Genomic DNA, 19,433 nt, shown 5'->3' with positions numbered 1-19,433 from the left:
GCGGGTCCCGGCGTATTTGCCGCCAGGGGCGTATAATCCGCGCCATGGTTTCCGTCGTCCATTCCGTCGCCGCGCAGAGCGACTTCGAACAGTCCCTCCTGACCCTCACCGATGGCCTCTCCGAAAACGAGACGGCCTTTATCCGGGAGGCGGCCCTCTTCGCCCGTGACGCCTATGGCGACAACACCCTGGGCAGCGGCGAGGGCATCCTCTCCCACGCCCTGGGGATGGCCCTCATCATCGCCGGCCTGAAGCTGGACGCGGACTCCCGCGCCGCGGCCCTGCTCTTCGCCGTGGCCACCTACGACGAGAAGGGCCTGGAAACCCTCAACGAACGCTTTGGCGGCGGCGTCGCCCACCTGGTGGGCGGCATCTCCCGCCTCAACCGGCTGCGCCCCATCTCCCGCGGCTTCGTCGCCGACACCACCCAGAATCCCCAGGAAATGAAGGCCCAGGTGGAAGTCCTGCGCAAGATGTTCCTGGCCATGGTGGAAGACATCCGGGTGGTGCTGCTGCGCCTCGCCTCCCGCACCCAGACCCTGCGTTACTACGCCGCCGAGCCGGACGACCTGCGGGTGCACGTGGCCCGGGAAACCCTGGAACTGTATTCGCCCCTGGCCAACCGCCTGGGGGTGTGGGAACTGAAGTGGGAGCTGGAGGACCTCTCCTTCCGCTTCATCCACCCGGACACCTACAAGAAAATCGCCAAGATGCTCGACGAGAAGCGTCTGGAGCGGGAGCAGTTCATCATCGACGCGGTGGACCGGGTCAAGTCCGAGCTGGCGGCGGTGGGCATCCACAAGGCGGAAATCTACGGCCGGCCCAAGCACATCTATTCCATCTGGAACAAGATGCGCAAGAAGGGCGTGGATTTCTCCGAGGTGTACGACATCCGGGCCCTGCGCGTCATCGTGGACGAGGTCAAGGACTGCTACACGGTGCTGGGCATCGTGCACAACATCTGGACGCCGATCCCCAAGGAATTCGACGACTACATCTCCAATCCCAAGGGCAACAACTACCGCTCCCTGCACACCGCCGTGCGCTGCCCCGACGGGCGCAGCCTGGAAGTGCAGATCCGCACCTGGGAAATGCACCGCCACGCCGAGCTGGGCGTGGCCGCCCACTGGCGCTACAAGGAAGGCACCAAGCACAGCTCCGAGGACAACTACGACGACAAGATCGCCTGGCTGCGCCAGCTGCTGACCTGGAAGGACGAAGTCTCCGACTCCTCCGACTGGGTGAACCACTACAAGCAGGCCGCCCTGGACGAGACCATCTACGTCATGACGCCCCAGGGCAAGGTGGTGGACCTGCCCCAAGGCGCCACCCCGGTGGACTTCGCCTACCGCCTGCACACCGACCTGGGCCACCGCTGCCGCGGCGCCAAGGTGGACGGGGCCCTGGTGCCCCTGGATACGGCCCTGAAGACCGGGCAGCGGGTGGAGATCGTCGCCGCCAAGCAGGGCGGCCCCTCCCGGGACTGGCTCAATCCCTCCCTCGGCTACATCGCCACCAAGACGGCACGCACCAAGGCCCGGGCCTGGTTCTCCAACCTGGCCCTGGAAGAATCCCTGGCCGAAGGCCGGGGCATCGTGGCCAAGGAAATCCAGCGGGTCGGCGGCGGCGGCACCAATCTGGAAGAACTGGCGGGCAAGCTGGGCTACGCCAAGGCGGACGACCTCTACATCGCCGCCGCCCGCAACGAACTCAACCTGCGCCTGTTCCAGGCCGCCGTGCGCGGCACCGAGCCGCCGGTGGACGAGCGGGGCATGGAACCCATGCCGGTGCGCCGGCCCAAACCGGCTGAAGGGGAGGGCGCCGGCGACCGGGGCATTCTCATCGTCGGCGTGGACAAGCTATTGACCCAGCTGGCCCGCTGCTGCAAGCCGGCACCGCCGGACCCGATCCAGGGTTTCGTCACCCGGGGCAAGGGCGTCTCCATCCACCGGGCCGACTGCCCGGACTTTGCCAACCTCCAGGCCCTGCACCCGGAGCGGGTGATCGAGACCGAGTGGGGCGGCCATCCCCACGGCATCTTTCCGGTGGACATCACGGTGGACGCCCACGACCGCCAGGGCCTGCTGCGGGACATCTCCGACGTCTTCGCCCGGGAGAAGATCAACGTCATCGGCGTGCAGACCCTCTCCAAGCAGGGCCAGGCCCACATGGGCTTCACCGTGGAAATCCTCAACCTGCCCCAGCTGACGCGGACCTTGAAGCTGATCCACGATGTCCAGGGCGTGGTGGGGGCGCGGCGGGGGTGACGCCCGCCAGGTAAAGCCGCCTCGCTCGGCTGTGGCCGGACGCCCCGGCGGCAAGAAAAAACGCCCTCCAAGGAGGGCGTTTTCTTTTTCGCCTGCTACCGCGGGGCGGTTCAGGCGCCGGCGCGGATGAAGTCGGCGAACTTGGCCAACTGGCCGGCAATGTAATCCCGGGTGCTGGCGTCGTTGAGCTTGCCGTTGGCCGCATCCACCTTGTTCTGCACGCTGCCCACCATCACTTCCGGCACGTTGAAGACCCGCGGGTTGAGATAGATCAGCACCTGGCGCAAGTGGTACTGGGCCCGGGCGCCGCCAAAGGGGCCCATGGAGGCGGATTGCAGGGCCACCGGCTTGCCGGCGAAGGGCTGGTTGGGAATCCGGGAGAGCCAGTCGATGGCGTTCTTCAGCACCCCGGGTACGGAATAGTTGTATTCGGGGGTGATGATGATGAGGCCATCGGCGGCCCGGATGGCGTCAGCCAAGGCAGTGACGGCGGGTGGGATGCCCTGGGCTTCCACGTCGCCGTTGTAGAGGGGAATGTCGTTGAGGGCGGGCAGGGCGCTGATGGTGACGCCGGCCGGGGCCAGTTCCGGCAGGGTGTTGGCGACCATGCGGTTGTAGGAGGCCTGGCGCAGGCTGCCAACCAGGGTGACGATGCGCAGCGGGGTGGCGGTGCTCATTTCCTCTTCTCCTTGAAGTCAGTGCAACGGGAACGGGTGAGGCGGGATGATGCGGGGTGACGCAGTCTGGGGGTGAGGCCAGGGAAGTGACAGCATCGTTCCCCTGGCCGGGAAAGGCAAGGCCGTCGCCGGGGGCGGCGGTATGGGCATCTGCGGCCACCCTGCCCTGGAAGGCAGAAGGGACGCCACTCCCGGCCCTTGATGCGCGGAGATGGGCGTCCCTTCTGCCTTCTGGCGGGGGTAGGGTTCGGGCTTTTCAGACGCCGCTGGAAAGCCCCTGCAGCAGTTCGCTCTGGGCGCAGCGGGGCTTGGCCCGGGGGCTGCGCTTGCGGGTGTAGCCGCCGGAGGCGCCATCCATTTCCCAGGCCTGCTGGTTATCCACCATGTAGGGGCGCAGGCCTTCGACGATGACCCGCTTCTTCAGCTTCGGGTCCAGTACCGGGAAGCACAGTTCGATGCGGCGGAAGAAGTTGCGTTCCATCCAGTCGGCGGAGGAGAGATAGACGTTTTCCGCGCCATCGGCGTGGAAATAGAAAATCCGGTGGTGTTCGAGGAAGCGGCCGATGATGGAGCGCACCCGGATGTTCTCCGACAGCCCCGGCACCCCGGGGCGCAGGGCGCAGACGCCACGCACGATGAGATCGATCTTCACCCCGGCCTGGGAGGCTTCGTAGAGGGCCATGATGGTCTCCGGCTCGAGCAGGGAATTCATCTTGGCGATGATGCTGGCGGGCCGGCCGGCCTTGGCGTGTTCCGCTTCCTTGCGAATGGCGGCGATGATGTTGGCGTGCAGGGTAAAGGGCGCCTGCCACAGGTGGTGCAGGGCCTGGGCCCGGCCCAGGCCGGTGAGCTGCTTGAAGACTTCGTTGACGTCGGCCCCCATCTGCTCGTCCGCGGTGAGCAGACCGAAGTCGGTGTACAGCCGGGCGGTGCGTGGGTGGTAATTGCCGGTGCCCAGGTGCACATAGCGGCGCAGGCGGCTCTGGCCGTTCTTGTCCTCTTCCCGGCGCACGATCATGATCATCTTGGCGTGGGTCTTGTGGCCCACCACGCCGTACACCACGTGGGCGCCGACTTCTTCCAGACGGGTGGCCCAGTTGATGTTGGCCTCTTCGTCGAAACGGGCCATCAGTTCCACCACCGCGGTCACTTCCTTGCCGTTCTCGGCGGCGCGGATGAGGGATTCCATCAGCACCGAGTCGGTGCCGGTGCGGTACACCGTCATCTTGATGGCCACCACCGCCGGGTCCGTGGCCGCCTGGCTGAGCAGGTCGATCACCGGGGTGAAGCTCTGGTAGGGGTGGTGCAGCAGGATGTCGTTCTTGCGGATACTGGCGAAGATGCTGGCCCGCTTTTCCAGGGTCTTCGGCAGCCCCGGGGGGAAGGGGGGGAATTTCAGGTCCGGCCGGTCCACCTGGTCGGGAATTTGCATCAGGCGCACCAGATTCACCGGGCCGTTTACCCGGTACAGATCGTTTTCCGACAGGTTGAACTGGCCGAGCAGGAATTCGCTCATGGCGGGGGAGCAGTTGTCTGCAACCTCCAGACGCACCGCATCACCGAAATGACGCTGGGGCAGTTCGCCCTGAATCTTGGTGCGCAGGTTCTTCACCTCTTCCTCGTCCACGAAGAGGTCGGAGTTGCGGGTGACGCGGAACTGGTAGCAACCCAGCACGTTCATGCCGGCGAATAGTTCGCCGACGAAGGCATGGAGGATGGAGGAGAGGAAGACGAAGCTATATTCCGTTTCTCCCAACTCACGCGGCAGGCGGATGACCCGGGGTAGCACCCGGGGCGCCTGGACGATGGCGGCGCCGGAATTGCGACCAAAGGCGTCCCGCCCTTCCAGTTCCACGGCGAAGTTGAGGCTCTTGTTGAGCACCCGGGGGAAGGGGTGGGAAGGGTCCAGGCCGATGGGGGTGAGCACCGGCATCACCTCGCGGAAGAAATAGTCTCGCACCCACTCGCGCTGGGCGTCGGTCCAGCGGGTACGGCGCAGGAACTGCACGCCTTCCTTCTCCAAAGCCGGCAGCACATCGGCGTTGAGCAGTTCGTACTGCTCGTGCATCAGGCGGTGGGCTTCGGCGGATACCTGGCGATACACCTCCTGGGGCGTCTTGCCGTCGGTGGTGCGGGTGGAGGAACCCAGCTTGAGCTGTTCTTTCAGGCCGGCGACACGAATCTCGAAAAACTCGTCCAGGTTGGAGGAAACGATGCACAGGTAACGCAGCCGCTCCAACAGTGGGATGGAAAGGTTCTCTGCCTGGGCGAAGACACGGCGGTTGAAGGCCAGCAGGCCCAGTTCCCGGTTGATGAAATTTTCCGGGGGGAAGCGGCGGTAGATGTGGGATCGGTTCAGGTTCATGGCGGCGGTGGCGCGGGGCAGGGGAGTGGCGTGATTGCCGGATTACGGACAAACGCCATTTTGTTACGTTAATGTTAAGGGAATATGACCGCAAACGACCAGTATGCGCCCTTTCCCACGGTTGGTGCCGTGCGGGGCGTTCCGGGTCGCTGTCACGAGACGCCCACATTGCGGGTGCTAGAATGACGGCTCTCCGACAGAACAAGAGCCACTGAAAAGGCTGCCCGCTGCATGCGCTATGAATTGATTGCCGCCGTCGATCTGGGCTCCAACAGCTTCCGCCTGCAGGTCGGGCGGGTGGTGGACGACCAGATCTATCCCCTGGATTCCCTCAAGGAGCCGGTCCGGCTCGCTTCCGGCCTGTCCCCCGACAAATACCTCAACGAAGCCGCCCAGGAACGGGCCATCGCCGCCCTGCGCCTGTTCGGCGAGCGCCTGCGGGGTTTCGCCCCCGACGCCGTGCGGGTGGTGGCCACCAACACCCTGCGGGTAGCGAAGAACGCCCCCGAACTGCTGCCCCGGCTGGAAGAGGCCCTGGGCTTCCCCATCGAAATCATCGCCGGCCGCGAAGAGGCGCGCCTGATCTACATCGGCGCCGCCCATTCCCTGCCGCCGGCGGAGCACAAGCGCCTGGTCTTCGACATCGGCGGCGGCTCCACCGAATTCATCATCGGCCGCGGCGCCGAGCCCCTGCTGCTGGAATCCCTGTACATGGGCTGCGTCAGCTACACGGTGCGCTTCTTCCCCGACGGCAAGGTGGACAAGAAGCGCCTGCGGGAAGCCGAAGTGGCGGCGGGCAAGGAAATCCAGACCATCGCCCACGACTACCAGCGCCTGGGCTGGAACGAGGCCGTCGGCTCCTCCGGCACGGCCCGGGCCATCGCCGACGTGCTGGAGCTGAACAACCTCAATCCGGGCGGCGTCGCCGGCATCACCCGGGAGGGCCTGCAGAAGCTGCGCGCCATCCTGCTCAAGGCCGGCTCCGCCGAGGCCATGCCCCTGGAAGGCCTGCGCAACGACCGCACGCCGGTGCTTTCCGGCGGCATCGCCATCATGGGCGCCATCTTCGAGACCCTGCAGCTGGAGCACATGACCTACGGTGACGGCGCCCTGCGCCTGGGGGTGCTCTACGACCTGCTGGGCCGTTTCCACCACCACGACATGCGCGACGCCACCGTGGCCAGCTTCATGCGCCGCTACCAGGTGGATCTGTGGCAGGCCCAGCGGGTGGAGCAGACCGCCGGGGAAATCTTCAGCCACCTTGATACGGGCGGCTGCGGCGGCGACAGCACGGACCGGGACAATGCGGAGCATTTCCTGCGCTGGGCCGCCAAGCTGCACGAGATCGGCATTTCCATCGCCCACAACGGCTACCACAAACACGGCGCCTACATCCTCACCTTCGCCGACATGCCCGGCTTCTCCAAGAAGGACCAGGCCCGCCTGGCCATGCTGGTGCTGGGGCACCGGGGCAAGCTGGACAAGGTGGCGGTGCTGCCCAAGGGCGACGTGAACTGGCTGCTGATCCTCTCCCTGCGCCTGGCCGTACTCTTCCACCGCTCCCGCAGCGACCAGGGGCGGCCGCCCTACAGCATCGCCATGGGCGACAAGGGCGCCACCCTGGAACTGCCGGCGGACTGGCTGGCCGCCAATCCCCTGACGGCGGCAGCCTTCGCCGAAGAAATCCAGGCCTGGCAGCGGGCCGGCCTGGAATTCCGCCTGAAGCGCCTCAACGCCGCCAAGGGTGGCGGCAGGCAGGCGGCCTGAAGCCATGAACGCGGGCGGCCTGGAAACGGTACAGGGCGACGCGGGCCCCATCGCCCGCATCAGCGGCGACTGGACCCTGGCCTCCCTGCCCCGTTCCCTGGCCGAGCTGGAAGATCGCCTGGCCGCCCTGGCCGCCGCCGGTGCCGGCTGGGACCTGACCACCCTGGGGCGTCTCGACAGCCTGGGGGCGCTCCTCCTGTGGCGCGCCTGGGGCCGCCAGTGGCCGCCCGGCGTGGCCCTGGCAGCCGATCACCGGCGCGCCCTGGAACGGGTGGCGGCCCTGCCGCCGGCGGCTGCGGCCCTGCCGCCGGCCCGCCCCTTCGAAGCGGTGGAAGCCCTCGGCGTCTTCGTCCTCAAGTTCAGCCACAACCTGCTCGGCCTGGTGGCCCTGCTGGGCCAGCTGGTGCTGGACCTGGCCTACCTGCTGCGCCATCCCCGGGAACTGCCCTGGGTCGAGTACTCGGCCACCCTCTACAAGAGCGGCGCCAAGGCCCTGCCGGTGACGGCCCTGGTGGGTTTTCTCATCGGCGTGGTGATGAGCTACCTGTCGGCCCTGCAACTGAAGATGTTCGGCGCCGACATCTTCATCGTGAACATCCTGGGCATCAGCATCATCCGGGAACTGGGGCCGGTGCTGGTGGCGGTGCTGGTGGCCGGCCGTTCCGGCTCGGCCATGACGGCCCAGATCGGCGTCATGCGGGTCACCGAGGAAATTGACGCCCTGGCCACCATGGGCATCTCCCGCACCCAGCGCCTGGTGCTGCCGAAAATCGCCGCCCTCACCACCGCCTTGCCCCTGCTGGTGCTGTGGACCTCCGCCGCCGGCATCCTGGGCGGCATGGTCTCGGCCAACCTGCAGCTAGGGTTGTCCTACGGTTTCTTCCTCGACCAGCTGCCCAAGGCCGTGCCCCTGGCCAACCTGTGGATCGGCCTGGCCAAGGGCTGGGTTTTCGGCCTGCTCATTTCCCTGGTGGCCTGCCACTTCGGCCTCCACGTCAAACCCAACACCGAGAGTCTTTCGGCCCGCACCACCGCCGCCGTGGTCACCGCCATCACCATCGTCATCCTGGTGGATGCTCTGTTCGCCATCGCCACCCGCGAGATCGGGCTGCCCAAATGAGCCGGCCGGTCATCGAAGTCCATGGCCTGTGGAGCCGCTACGGTGACACGGTGATCCATCGGGAGCTGGACCTGGTGGTGGAGCAGGGCCAGATGGTGGGCCTGGTGGGCGGCTCCGGTAGCGGCAAGACCACCCTGCTGCGGGAGGTGGTGGGGCTGCTGCGACCGTGGAAGGGGCGGGTCCATCTCTTCGACTGCCCCCTCTATTCGGGGGACCCGGGCGTGGACCGGGCCCTGCGCCAGCGCTTCGGCATGCTGTTCCAGCAGGGCGCCCTGTATTCGGCCCTCTCCGTTTTCGACAACGTGGCTTTCCCGTTGCGGGAATTCGGCCTGGAGGACGAGAGCCTGATCCGGGACCTGGTGCACCTGAAGCTGGCCATGGTGGAACTGGACCCGCGCCACGGCCTGCTCAAGCCGGCGGAACTTTCCGGCGGCATGGTCAAGCGGGTGGCCCTGGCCCGGGCCCTGGCCCTGGAGCCGGAACTGCTGATCCTGGACGAGCCCACCGCCGGCCTGGACCCGGACCGCAGCGAAGGCTTCGTGCGCCTGATCCGGGAACTGCAGGCCGAGCTGGGCTTCACCGTGATCATGGTGACCCACGACCTGGCCACCCTGACCGGCCTGTCCACCCATATCGCCGTGCTGGCCGACCAGCGCATCGTCGCCTTCGGCACGCCGGAGGAGGTGCGCCGGGTGGAGCATCCCTTCATTTCGAGTTTTTTCGGCGGCGCCGCCGCGGCCCCAGGCCCGGCCGCCCCCGCGCCCCTCTAGGCGTCAGCAGGAGTCGTTTATGGAAAACCGCGCCCATGCCCTCGTTGCCGGACTGTTCACCCTGCTTCTGGCAGCGGCCGTCCTGTTCTCCGTGTGGTGGTTCGGCGGCAAGCACGACGTCACCCGGGACTACCTGGTGGTGACCCAGGGCAACGTCACCGGCCTCAACCTGCAGGCCCAGGTGCGCTACCGGGGCATCCGCGTCGGCCGGGTGGAGGATATCCGCCTGGACAAGAACCAGCCCGACGACATCCTCATCCGCATCAGCATCCTCGACGAGGTGCCGGTGACCCGCAGCACCGTGGCCCTGCTCAACTACCAGGGCGTCACCGGCCTGGCCCAGGTGCAGCTGGAGGAGCGGGGCGACGACGACCGTCCCCTGGCGGCCGGCGACGGCCTGCCGCGCATTCCCATGCAGCCTTCCCTGATCCAGGAGCTTTCCGATGCCGGCGCCGAGACCCTGCGCCAGGCGCGGGAACTGCTGACTTCCGCCAACCAGCTGGTGGGGGAGGAGAACCAGCGCCGGGTCGGCAACACCCTGGCCAACCTGGAAAGCATCTCCGCCGGCCTGAAACCCGCCGCCCAGGAGCTGGGGCCGACCCTGGTGCAGCTGCGCAAGGCCCTGGCCGACGACAACCTGAAACACCTCAGCAGCGCCCTCGAAGGCAGCGCCGGCACCGCCAGGGAAGCCAAGGAACTGGTGGCCGGCCTGCGCCGCCTGTCGGAGCGGCTGGAACAGTCTGGCGGCGGCGAATCCGGCGCCGGGCTGCTGTCGCCGCGCTGGGGCGACCTGGCCGGCGACATCGCCGCCAGCACGCGCCAGCTCAATCGGGTCCTGAACCAGGTGGAACGGGACCCTCAAAGCCTCATCTTCGGCGCCCCGGCCCCCGTGCCCGGCCCCGGGGAGCCCGGCTTCCTGCCCCATCCCGGGAGAAATCCATGACCTTCGCCACCATCGGGCGCCTCGCCGCCTGTTCCCTGCTGCTGACCCTGGCCGCCTGCGCCGGCGGCCGCGGCGCCCCGCCGGCCGCCACCTACGATTTCGGGCCGCGCCTGGCCGAGGCCAGCGCCGTGGCCAGGCCCGTCAGCCTGGAGCTGCGCCTGGTCCCCTGGCTCGATACGCCGGCAGTGAATTACCGTCTGGCCTACGACGACGCCAGCCGCCTCATGGCCTACAGCCAGAGCCGCTGGGCGGCGCCGGCGGGGCAGTTGCTCAACCTGCGCCTGCGTCAGCAGCTGGGCGGCGGCAACGGCGGTTGCGCCCTGCGCCTGGAGGTGGATGAATTCACCCAGGTCTTCGACAGCCCGACCCAGAGCCGCGGCGTGTTGCAGGGCCGCATGACATTGTTCGACAAACAGCGCAAACTCATATTCGAGCGTCCGTTCAGCGTGGAGAAGCCCGCTCCTAGCCCCGATGCGCGGGGTGGGGTGGTTGCGCTGAGCCTGGCTGCCGATGCCTTCGGCCAGGAAATCGGACGTCGGCTGGCCGACCTGGAGCGGGAGGCCAGACTGGCTCCCTGCCGTTAGCAGTCCGGGGGCAGGGAGTTCATGAAAAATACCAACGCAAACACATAAGAGGGATATTCATGGCAGGTCATAACGACAACAGCAGCAACATCTACAAGCAGGGTCTGGAAAAGAATGCGGCCAACTATGTGCCGCTGTCGCCGCTAACCTTCATTGCCCGTTCCGCCTACATCTACCCGGAACGGGTGTCCGTGATCCACGGCCAGCGCCGCTATACCTGGCTGGAAACCTTCAACCGCGCCAGGCGCCTGGCCTCCGCCCTGGAAGCCCGGGGCATCAAGGAAGGCGACACCGTCGCCGTGATGCTCAACAACACGCCGGAAATGTACGAATGCCACTTCGGCGTGCCCGTCACCGGGGCCGTGCTCAACACCCTCAACACCCGTCTCGATCCCGAAGCCGTGGCCTTCATGCTGAACCACGGCGAGGCCAAGATCCTCATCACCGACAAGGAGTATTCCCACATCGTCGGGCCGGCCCTGGAAAAACTGGGCCGCAGCATCGTCGTCATCGATGTGAACGACAGCGAATACACCGGCCCCGGTGACCTGCTGGGAGAGAAGGACTACGAGGCCCTGCTGGCCGAAGGCACCCCGGACTACGAGTGGAAGGGCCCCCAGGACGAATGGGACGCCATCTCCCTCAACTACACCTCCGGCACCACCGGCAACCCCAAGGGCGTGGTCTATCACCACCGGGGCGCCTACCTCAACGCCATGTCCAACATCGTTTCCTGGGGCATGCCGCCCCACTCGGTGTACCTGTGGACCCTGCCCATGTTCCACTGCAACGGCTGGTGCTTCCCCTGGACCATGGCGGCCAATGCCGGCACCAACGTCTGTCTGCGCCGGGTCGATCCCAAGCTGATCCTGCAGTCCATCCGGGAAAACAAGGTGACCCACTACTGCGGCGCGCCCATCGTCCATTCCATGCTGGCCAATGCGCCGGCCGAATGGCGTGAAGGCATCAACCACGGCGTCTCCGGCCTCATCGCCGCCGCGCCGCCCCCCGCCGCCGTCATCGAAGGCATGGCCAAGATCGGCTTCAAGATCACCCACGTCTATGGCCTGACCGAGACCTACGGTCCCGCTTCCGTCTGCGCCCAGCAGCCCGAGTGGTTCGATCTGCCGGTGGGCGAGCAGGTTAACCTGAACGGCCGCCAGGGTGTGCGCTACCACGCCCAGGAAGCCATCACCGTGCTCGATCCGGCCACCATGGAGGCGGTGCCCTGGGACAACGAGACCATGGGCGAGATCATGTTCCGCGGCAACCTGGTGATGAAGGGCTACCTGAAGAACCCCAAGGCCACGGAAGAGTCCTTCGCCGGCGGTTACTACCACACCGGCGACCTGGCGGTGATGCAGGCCGACGGCTACGTCAAGATCAAGGACCGTTCCAAGGACGTGATCATCTCCGGTGGCGAGAACATCTCCTCCATCGAGGTGGAAGACACCCTCTACCGCCATCCGGCGGTGATGGCCGCGGCCGTGGTGGCCACCCCCGATCCCAAGTGGGGCGAGGTGCCGGCCGCCTTCATCGAACTGAAGGACGGCGTCAGCATCACCGAGGTGGAAATCATCGAGTTCTGCCGCGAGCACATGGCCCGCTTCAAGGTGCCGAAGAAGGTCATCTTCGGACCCCTGCCCAAGACTTCCACGGGCAAGATCCAGAAGTACGTGCTGCGGGAAATGGCCAAGTCCACCGCCGCCATCGAGTAATCCAGCCGCATCCATAACCAAGCCGGGGGCAGACAGCACAGCCTCCGGCTTTTTTCTGTAGGAGACAAACAATGACAAACCAGGAACCCATCCTGCTGCGCGAAGACCGCCCCGACGGCCGTACCACCCTGGTGCTGAACCGTCCGGCCCAGTTCAATTCCCTCTCCAACGCCATGCTGGAAACCCTGCTGGCCGAACTGCAGAGCATCGCCGCCGACAAGACGGTCCGCGTCGTGGTGCTGCAGGGCGCCGGCAAGGCCTTCTGTGCCGGCCACGACCTCAAGGAAATGCGCAGCAACCACGACAAGGCCTTCATGCAGGCCCTGTTCAAGCTGTGTGCCAAGGTCATGCTGACCATCCAGGAAATGCCCCAGCCGGTCATTGCCCGCATCCACGGCATCGCCACCGCTGCCGGCTGCCAGCTGGTGTCCATGTGCGACCTGGCGGTGGCCGCCGACGTGGCCAAGTTCGCCGTTTCCGGCATCAACGTGGGCCTCTTCTGCTCCACCCCCGCCGTCGGCCTGGCGCGCAACATGGGGCGCAAGGAAGCCCTGGAAATGCTGCTCACCGGCGAGTTCATCGATGCCGGGGAAGCCCAGCGCCGGGGCCTGGTGAACCGGGTGGTGGCCCTGGGCGATCTTGACGAGGCGGTGGAGCACCTGGTGCAGTCCATCCTGGCCAAGAGCCCGGTGGCCGTGGCTACGGGCAAGCAGATGTTCTACAAGCAGCTGGAAATGGGCATCGAAGCGGCCTACCAGTATGCCGGCGAGGTCATGGCCTGCAACATGATGGCCGGCGATGCCGCCGAGGGCATCGACGCTTTCATCGAAAAGCGCAAGCCAGTCTGGCAGGCCGCCTGAACGGGCCCGACAGGGCCGGAAATGTCCTGCAGCCGGGACTTTCCCGGCCCTGCCGCGGTAGGATGCCCCATGGCCGGAGATCCGCCGGCCGGGGCCTGGCGCCGCACAGGCCGGGGAGAGAGTGAACGCCATGTCCGCAGGTGATAGGGTTGAGACGGCCTTCGTGCCGACCGCAAGGCACTGGCTGGTGGCCATCATCGGCTTCGTCCTGCTCCTGGCGGGCGGGCTCTACCGCAGCCACCAGGTGCTGTTCGGCGCCGCCCGGGAGACGGCGGAACAGCAGCTGCAGGCGGTGGCGGCCCTCAAGTCCCAGGAAATCCAGCGCTGGATCGAGGATCGCCTGATCTTTCTCAGCCAGCCGCCGGGCAGCGTCATGTCCCAGCATTTCGCCCGCCTCCTGCAGCAACCGGGCGACGCCCGGGCCGCAGCCGGGCTGCGTCAGCGTTTCCGCTACCTGCAGCAGACCATTCCCGAAATCTCCGCCATCGGCCTGCATGACCTGGCCGGCCGCAGCTATCTGGCCGACCCGGCGGACGATCATCTGTGGGACGACACCCTGCACCAGGAAGCGGTGCAGGCCCTGCTGGAGAGCCGCAGGCCGCGCCTGGTGGACTTTCATCGCAAGGCCGGACGCGAGGGCGAGGTGGTCCTCGACCTGCTGGTGCCCCTCTTCGCCGAGGGGGAGACGGGGCGCCTCATCGGCTACGCCCTGTTCGAGATCGACCCGGCCAGGGTGCTCTATCCCATGGTCAGCCAGTGGCCCGTCCCCAGCGCCACCGGGGAAAGCCTGCTGGTGCGGCGGGACGGGGACGAGGTACTGTTTCTTTCTCCCCTGGGGCGGCAGGCCGGGGCTCCCCTCAACCTGCGCCTGCCCCTGGACACGCCGGGGCTGATCTCGGGCATGGCCCTGCATGGCGTCGGCGAGGCGCTGGCGGGGCGGGATTACCGGGGCCTGGCGGTGCTGGGCGTGGTGCTGCCGGTGGGCCAGACCGACTGGCTGCTGGTGGCGAAAATGGACGACAGCGAAATCTATCGCGAGGCCCGGCGCAACTTCGCCTGGCTGACGGCGGCGGGCGTCGTGCTGATGGCCGTGCTGCTGCTGCTGGGGCGGGTCTTCAGCGCCGCCCTGCAGGCCCGGGAGCAGGAAGCCCGCTTCCGCCTGCTGGCCGAGAGCGGCAGCGACGTGGTGTGGCTGTACGAACTGGCTTCCCGCCGCTTCGCCTATGTCAGCCCCTCGGTGCAGGCCATGCGCGGCATCACCGTGGACGAGGCCCTGCAGCAGACCATGGCGGACCTGCTGACACCGGAGTGCCACCAGCACCTGGACGGGGAGCTGGAGCGCTGGATCGCCGCCGTGGATACGGGCCAGGAGGCTGCCGCCTCACGCCACTACGAACTGGTGCAGCCGAGGAAGGACGGTTCCCTGATCCAGACCGAGGCGGTGATGACCCTGATCACCGATGCCCAGGGACGGGTCACCCACATCCAGGGCATTTCCCGGGACATCACGGAACGCAAGCGGGCCGAGGCCGAGCTGCGCAAGTTCCTGCTGTCGGCGGAGCAGAGCCCGGTGAGCATCGTCATCACCAACCTGGCGGCAGAGATCGAATACGTGAACGAGGCCTTCGTGCGCACCGCCGGCTACAGCCGGGAGGAGGTGCTGGGGCAGAATCCGCGCATCCTGCAGTCCGGGCGCACGCCACGCTCCAGCTACGAGGAGATGTGGCGCTGCCTGTCCCGGGGCGAGGGCTGGCGCGGCGAACTGTTCAACCGGCGCAAGGATGGCAGCGAATACCTGGAAGACGCCAGCATCAACCCCATCCGCCAGCCCGACGGCAGCATCACCCATTACTTGGCGGTGAAGGAGGACATCACCGAGCGCCGGGCCACCGAGGCGGCCCTGGCCGAGAGCGAGGACAAGTTCCGCACCATCTACGACACCATCGGCGATGCCATTTTCGTGCACGACGTCGCCAGCGGCAGCATCCTGGACGTCAATGGCGGCGCCTGCCGCATGTACGGCTATAGCCGGAAGGAGCTGCTGTCCCTGGATGTGCAGGGCATCACCGCCGACGACCCTGCTTTCCCGCCCCAGGCGGCCCGGGACTACATGCGGCGGGTGCAGGAGGAGGGGCCCCAGTCCTTCGAGTGGATGGCCCGGGGCAGTTCGGGGCGGCAGTTCTGGGTCCTGGTGAACCTGCAGATATTCCGTCTCTCCGGCGGCCAGCGGGTACTGGCCGTGGTGCGCGACATCGACGGGCGCAAGCGGGCGGAGCAGGAACTGCAGCAGGCCCTGGCCGAGGCAAAGGCCCTCAACCAGCGGCTGGCCGAGGCCCAGAGCCAGCTGCTGCAGTCGGAGAAGATGGCCTCCATCGGCCAGCTGGCGGCCGGGGTGGCCCACGAGATGAACAACCCCATCGGCTTCGTCTATTCCAACCTGGGCACCCTGGACCACTACCTGCGGGAGATCTTCGCCATCATCGCCGCCTATGAGGCGGCGGACAGCGGTCCCTGCCGCGATTGCCGGCAGCTGGAAAGCGCCCGCCAGCTGAAGCTGGAGAAGGACTTCGATTTCCTCCGCAGCGACATCGTCCAGCTTCTGGCCGAGTCCCGGGACGGGCTGGAGCGGGTGGCCAAGATCGCCCGGGATCTGAAGGACTTCTCCCGGGCCGGCGAGGCCGAGAGCCAGTGGGCCGACCTGCACCAGGGCCTGGATTCCACCCTCAACATCGTCTGGAACGAGCTCAAGTACAAGTGCACCGTGCACAAGGAATACGGCGAACTGCCCCTGGTGTGGTGCGAGCCGTCCCAGATCAACCAGGTCTTCATGAACCTGCTGGTCAATGCGGCCCAGGCCATTCCCAAGAAGGGCGACATCTGGCTGCGCACCGGCCGCCGCGGCGACGAGGTGTTCGTCGCCGTGAGCGACAGCGGCTGCGGCATCGCCCCGGAGTACCTGCACCGCCTGTTCGAGCCCTTTTTCACCACCAAGCCCGTGGGCAAGGGCACCGGCCTGGGCCTCTCCCTGGCCTACAGCATCGTGCAGAAGCATCAGGGCCGCCTGGAGGTGGAGAGCGAGCCGGGCCGGGGCAGCACCTTCACCGTCTGGCTGCCCATCGAGGCCAGGCCCAGGCCGGAGGAGGGGACCGAGGCTGCCAGTGCGCCCCGGTGATGGCATACTCCCGCCTCCATTAGCCGGATGGCCCCGGGCCGTCGTTTTCTCCCATGCCTTACCTGATCACCGTCAACCTGCTCTGGGCCTTTTCCTTCAGCCTTATCGGCGAATACCTGGCGGGGCGGGTGGACAGCGATTTCGCCGTGCTGGTGCGGGTGGCCATCGCCGCCCTGGTGTTCATTCCCTTCACCCGCTGGCGCGGCCTGCCCGGGCGCCTGGTGGTCGGGCTGTGGCTGGCCGGGGCCCTGCAGTTCGGCGTCACCTACCTCTGTCTCTACCGCAGCTTCACCGTGCTGACGGTGCCCGAGGTGCTGCTGTTCACCGTGCTCACCCCCATCTACGTCACCATGCTCGACGACGCCCTGGCCCGGCGCTTCAATCCCTGGGCCCTGGTGGCCGCCCTGGTGGCGGTGGGGGGCGGGGTGGTGATCCGCTTCCAGCCGGTGGCGGGGGAATACCTGGCGGGCTTCCTGTTGCTGCAGCTGGCCAACGCCACCTTTGCCGCCGGGCAGGTGCTGTGCCGCCACCTGCTGGCCCGCTATCCGCTGCAGTTCCCCCTGTCCCGCTGTTTCGGCCATTTCTTCCTCGGCGCCCTGGTGCTGGCCCTGCCGTCCTTCCTCATCTTTGGCAATCCGGCCCGGCTGCCCACGACCGCCGTACAGTGGGGCGTGCTGCTGTGGATGGGCCTGTTCGCCACGGCCCTGGGCATGTTCTGGTGGGTCAAGGGCAGCACCCGGGTGGATGGCGGCACCCTGGCGGTGATGAACGAGCTGCACGTGCCCCTGGGGCTGGTGGTCAATCTGCTGATCTGGAACCGGGACGCGGACCTGCAACGCATCGCTCTGGGCGGCAGCGTCATCCTCGTCTCCCTCTGGCTGAACCGCTGGGGACGCCGCCGTTTTGTGGCGGCGGCAGCCTGATGGGGACTTCAAGTCAGATTGCGGTCCGCCGCCTTCCGCTATGATGGGCACCATGAGACTGCGCCAGCTTTCCCACAGCATCATCCTGCGCATCCTGCTCCTGGGGCTGGGGATCGTGGTCGTCGGCACGACGGCCCGCTATTTCATCCTCAGTCAGTTCCTGCGCGAGGATCTGGACAAGGTGGTGGCGTCCCAGCAGCAGGCCCTGGCCAGCTATGTGGCCCGGGACGTGGACAGCAAGCTGGTCGAGCGGCGCGACCTGCTGCAGCGCCTGGCGGCCAGCCTGCCCCGGCAGTTGCTGGGCCAGCCCCGGCAGTTGCGGGCCTGGCTGCAGGAGCGGCATGAACTGCATCCCCTGTTCAACCAGGGGCTGCTGCTGGTGGATTCCCGGGGCGCCATCCTGGCCGATTTCCCCGAGCGGCCCTTGCAGGCCAGGATCAACCTGGCGGATCGGGAATATGTGCAGGCCGCCCTGGCCGGCGAAGCCAGCCTGGGCCGGCCGGCGCCGGACTGGCTGGACCGGGAGCCGGTGCTGCCCATGGCGGCTCCGGTGCGGGACGAGCAGGGCCGGGTGCAGGCCGCCCTGGTGGGCCTGACGCCCCTGGCCACCCCGGGCTTCCTCAACCTGCTGCTGCAGAGCCGGATCGGCCGCAGCGGCGGCTTCCTCCTCATCTCTCCGCGGGACCGGGTCTTCGTCGCCGCCACCGAGCCGGAACTGGTGCTCAAGCCGACGCCGCCGGCCGGCGTCAATCCCCTGCACGACCGGGCCATGGCCGGCTATCGGGGCACCGGCATCACCGTCAACGCCAAGGGTGTGGAAGAGGCGGTGGCCATCGTCTCCGTGCCCAGCGCCGAGTGGTTCGTGGTGGCCCGCCTGCCCACCGCGGAAGCCTTCGAGCCGGTGACCCGGGTGCAGCAGTACATCCTGCGCAACAGCGTGGTGGTGTCCCTGGTCTTCCTGGTGCTGGCTTCCCTGGGCCTGGCCCACGTCTTCCGCCCCCTGCGGCGCACGGCGGAGCACGCCGACCGCATGACCCGCGGCGAGTGCCCCCTGGAACCCCTGCCGGTGCTGCGCAACGACGAGGTGGGCCATCTCACCGCCGCCTTCAACCGGCTCCTGCGCAAGCTCAGCGAGAGCCAGGCGGCCCTGGCCCAGGCGGCGCACCACGACGCCCTCACCGGCCTGCCCAACCGCATGCTGCTGGCCGACCGCCTGAGCCAGGCCCGGGTCCTGGCCCAGCGCAAGGGCAGCCGCATCGCCCTGCTGTTCCTCGACCTGGACGGCTTCAAGCCGATCAACGACAGCCTGGGTCACGAGGCCGGGGACGAGGTGCTGCGCCTGGTGGCCGGCCGCCTCAGCGGCTGCGTGCGGGCCAGCGACACCCTGGCCCGGGTCGGCGGCGACGAATTCGTCATCCTCATGGGCGATCTGGATAGCCAGGCGGAGCAGGCCGCGGCCCGGGTCGCCGCCAAGTGCATCGAAGCCCTGGCGGAGCCGTTCCCGGTCCAGGATCAGAGCTGCCGTCTCGGGGTTTCCATCGGTATCGCCCTGGGTGACGGCGAGAGCGCCGCCAATACCCTGTTGCTGCAGGCGGACCAGGCCATGTACCGGGCCAAGGAAAGCGGCCGCGGCCGCTACGTGATCGCTACCACCTGAAGCGGTGGGGTGGAAGGAAAAGGGCGCCGGCGGCGCCCTTTTTCAGTTCTGGGCCGGCAATTCCAGCTCGTGCAGGGCCAGGCGGCTGTGGTTGTGCTTGAGGTAGGCGAGAAAATCCATGCCGGAACAGTTGAGGCCCAGTTCCGGATGGCCCTGTTTCAGGGAGAAGAAGGAAATGTCCCGACCCACGATCTCCAGGCCGCACTGGGAGGCGACCTCGATGATCTCCCGCAGGCGGGTGGAGAGGGGGTCGATGCTGGGGTCGCTGGGCATGATGATCCAGAAATCGACGCCGTGCCGGGCCACCAGGTCGGTCTTGCGCAGGGTCTGGCCGAGGGCGTCCTGGACTTCGTGCAGCTTGAGGCTGGCCGCCTGGGCGCCGTAGGTCTCGCCCAGGATGTGGGGGGAGCCGAAGTCGACATGCACCAGGTGGAAGTGGATATTGCTGTCGTAGCGGGCGGAGACTTCCAGCAGCCATTCCAGGGTGAACAGGAAATTCCCGAACTGTTCGACATCTTCGTGCAGCATAAGTCCCTCCTTGATGGCGACGGGAGGCTCCCGTGAATGGCGCAGGGGCGGCCGGGAGCGGCGTCTGGCTTTGAGGCGGCCC

The 19,433-nt window shown here is 67.3% G+C and carries 14 protein-coding genes; 11 read left to right on the top strand and 3 right to left on the bottom strand.

Annotation, left to right across the window (positions count from 1 at the left end; genetic code table 11):
* The first annotated feature begins 44 nt into the window (after positions 1 to 44).
* Positions 45 to 2,267, top strand: coding sequence for a RelA/SpoT family protein (locus AC3QLZ_RS03110; RefSeq protein ID WP_014237836.1), 2,223 nt, complete (start codon positions 45 to 47; stop codon positions 2,265 to 2,267).
* Between the two features lie 110 nt (positions 2,268 to 2,377).
* On the opposite strand, the gene AC3QLZ_RS03105 is transcribed toward AC3QLZ_RS03110, so the two are convergent.
* A complete protein-coding gene (locus AC3QLZ_RS03105; protein WP_014237835.1) occupies positions 2,378 to 2,944 on the bottom strand; it encodes an NADPH-dependent FMN reductase in 567 nt (188 codons plus the stop codon).
* 256 nt (positions 2,945 to 3,200) lie between these two features.
* Positions 3,201 to 5,309, bottom strand: a complete 2,109-nt coding sequence (gene ppk1 / locus AC3QLZ_RS03100) for a polyphosphate kinase 1 (RefSeq protein ID WP_014237834.1) — start codon at positions 5,307 to 5,309, stop codon at positions 3,201 to 3,203.
* Between the two features lie 231 nt (positions 5,310 to 5,540).
* On the opposite strand from ppk1, the gene ppx reads away from it, so the two are divergent.
* The 10 genes from ppx (at position 5,541) to AC3QLZ_RS03050 (ending at position 18,823) form a co-directional block, all read left to right on the top strand.
* Positions 5,541 to 7,076, top strand: coding sequence for an exopolyphosphatase (gene ppx, locus AC3QLZ_RS03095; protein WP_014237833.1), 1,536 nt, complete (start codon positions 5,541 to 5,543; stop codon positions 7,074 to 7,076).
* Between the two features lie 4 nt (positions 7,077 to 7,080).
* Entirely contained in the window at positions 7,081 to 8,196 is a 1,116-nt protein-coding gene (locus AC3QLZ_RS03090) for an MlaE family ABC transporter permease (RefSeq protein WP_014237832.1), read from the top strand.
* Positions 8,193 to 8,966 carry an ABC transporter ATP-binding protein gene (locus AC3QLZ_RS03085; RefSeq protein WP_014237831.1) on the top strand — a complete coding sequence of 258 codons (774 nt, stop codon included), beginning with the start codon at positions 8,193 to 8,195 and terminating at the stop codon, positions 8,964 to 8,966. The genes AC3QLZ_RS03090 and AC3QLZ_RS03085 overlap by 4 nt, the downstream gene beginning before the upstream one ends.
* Positions 8,967 to 8,985: 19 nt before the next feature.
* A complete protein-coding gene (locus AC3QLZ_RS03080; RefSeq protein ID WP_014237830.1) occupies positions 8,986 to 9,909 on the top strand; it encodes an MlaD family protein in 924 nt (307 codons plus the stop codon).
* On the top strand, positions 9,906 to 10,493 hold the full coding sequence (locus tag AC3QLZ_RS03075) for an ABC-type transport auxiliary lipoprotein family protein (protein ID WP_014237829.1): 588 nt from the start codon (positions 9,906 to 9,908) through the stop codon (positions 10,491 to 10,493). Before AC3QLZ_RS03080 ends, AC3QLZ_RS03075 begins: the two co-directional genes overlap by 4 nt.
* Before the next feature lie 59 nt (positions 10,494 to 10,552).
* Complete coding sequence (locus AC3QLZ_RS03070) at positions 10,553 to 12,211, top strand: acyl-CoA synthetase (protein ID WP_014237828.1); 1,659 nt, start codon at positions 10,553 to 10,555, stop codon at positions 12,209 to 12,211.
* Between the two features lie 71 nt (positions 12,212 to 12,282).
* Positions 12,283 to 13,071 (top strand): enoyl-CoA hydratase, encoded by a 789-nt coding sequence (locus AC3QLZ_RS03065; RefSeq protein WP_014237827.1) that lies wholly within the window; start codon positions 12,283 to 12,285, stop codon positions 13,069 to 13,071.
* A 163-nt stretch (positions 13,072 to 13,234) separates the two neighbouring features.
* Positions 13,235 to 16,243: a PAS domain S-box protein gene (locus tag AC3QLZ_RS03060; RefSeq protein WP_157870647.1), complete on the top strand. Its 3,009-nt coding sequence runs from the start codon at positions 13,235 to 13,237 to the stop codon at positions 16,241 to 16,243.
* A 53-nt stretch (positions 16,244 to 16,296) separates the two neighbouring features.
* On the top strand, positions 16,297 to 17,166 hold the full coding sequence (locus AC3QLZ_RS03055; RefSeq protein WP_014237825.1) for an EamA family transporter: 870 nt from the start codon (positions 16,297 to 16,299) through the stop codon (positions 17,164 to 17,166).
* 52 nt (positions 17,167 to 17,218) lie between these two features.
* Positions 17,219 to 18,823, top strand: coding sequence for a sensor domain-containing diguanylate cyclase (locus AC3QLZ_RS03050; RefSeq protein ID WP_043799383.1), 1,605 nt, complete (start codon positions 17,219 to 17,221; stop codon positions 18,821 to 18,823).
* Between the two features lie 42 nt (positions 18,824 to 18,865).
* On the opposite strand, the gene AC3QLZ_RS03045 is transcribed toward AC3QLZ_RS03050, so the two are convergent.
* Positions 18,866 to 19,351, bottom strand: coding sequence for a nucleotidyl cyclase domain-containing protein (locus AC3QLZ_RS03045; protein ID WP_014237823.1), 486 nt, complete (start codon positions 19,349 to 19,351; stop codon positions 18,866 to 18,868).
* Positions 19,352 to 19,433: the final 82 nt, after the last annotated feature.

It is taken from the genome of Azospira sp. MPR-LB4 (genome assembly GCF_058809525.1).
The sequence above is the reverse complement of the archived record's forward strand: the minus strand, read 5'-3'. Positions and strand labels throughout refer to the sequence as shown.

Bases quoted from the DNA above. Each gene is read 5' to 3' on its own strand.
- AC3QLZ_RS03110 (WP_014237836.1), top strand. From the start codon at position 45: ATGGTTTCCGTCGTCCATTCCGTCGCCGCGCAGAGCGACTTCGAACAG.
- AC3QLZ_RS03105 (WP_014237835.1), bottom strand. From the start codon at position 2,944: ATGAGCACCGCCACCCCGCTGCGCATCGTCACCCTGGTTGGCAGCCTG.
- ppk1 (WP_014237834.1), bottom strand. From the start codon at position 5,309: ATGAACCTGAACCGATCCCACATCTACCGCCGCTTCCCCCCGGAAAAT.
- ppx (WP_014237833.1), top strand. From the start codon at position 5,541: ATGCGCTATGAATTGATTGCCGCCGTCGATCTGGGCTCCAACAGCTTC.
- AC3QLZ_RS03090 (WP_014237832.1), top strand. From the start codon at position 7,081: ATGAACGCGGGCGGCCTGGAAACGGTACAGGGCGACGCGGGCCCCATC.
- AC3QLZ_RS03085 (WP_014237831.1), top strand. From the start codon at position 8,193: ATGAGCCGGCCGGTCATCGAAGTCCATGGCCTGTGGAGCCGCTACGGT.
- AC3QLZ_RS03080 (WP_014237830.1), top strand. From the start codon at position 8,986: ATGGAAAACCGCGCCCATGCCCTCGTTGCCGGACTGTTCACCCTGCTT.
- AC3QLZ_RS03075 (WP_014237829.1), top strand. From the start codon at position 9,906: ATGACCTTCGCCACCATCGGGCGCCTCGCCGCCTGTTCCCTGCTGCTG.
- AC3QLZ_RS03070 (WP_014237828.1), top strand. From the start codon at position 10,553: ATGGCAGGTCATAACGACAACAGCAGCAACATCTACAAGCAGGGTCTG.
- AC3QLZ_RS03065 (WP_014237827.1), top strand. From the start codon at position 12,283: ATGACAAACCAGGAACCCATCCTGCTGCGCGAAGACCGCCCCGACGGC.
- AC3QLZ_RS03055 (WP_014237825.1), top strand. From the start codon at position 16,297: ATGCCTTACCTGATCACCGTCAACCTGCTCTGGGCCTTTTCCTTCAGC.
- AC3QLZ_RS03050 (WP_043799383.1), top strand. From the start codon at position 17,219: ATGAGACTGCGCCAGCTTTCCCACAGCATCATCCTGCGCATCCTGCTC.
- AC3QLZ_RS03045 (WP_014237823.1), bottom strand. From the start codon at position 19,351: ATGCTGCACGAAGATGTCGAACAGTTCGGGAATTTCCTGTTCACCCTG.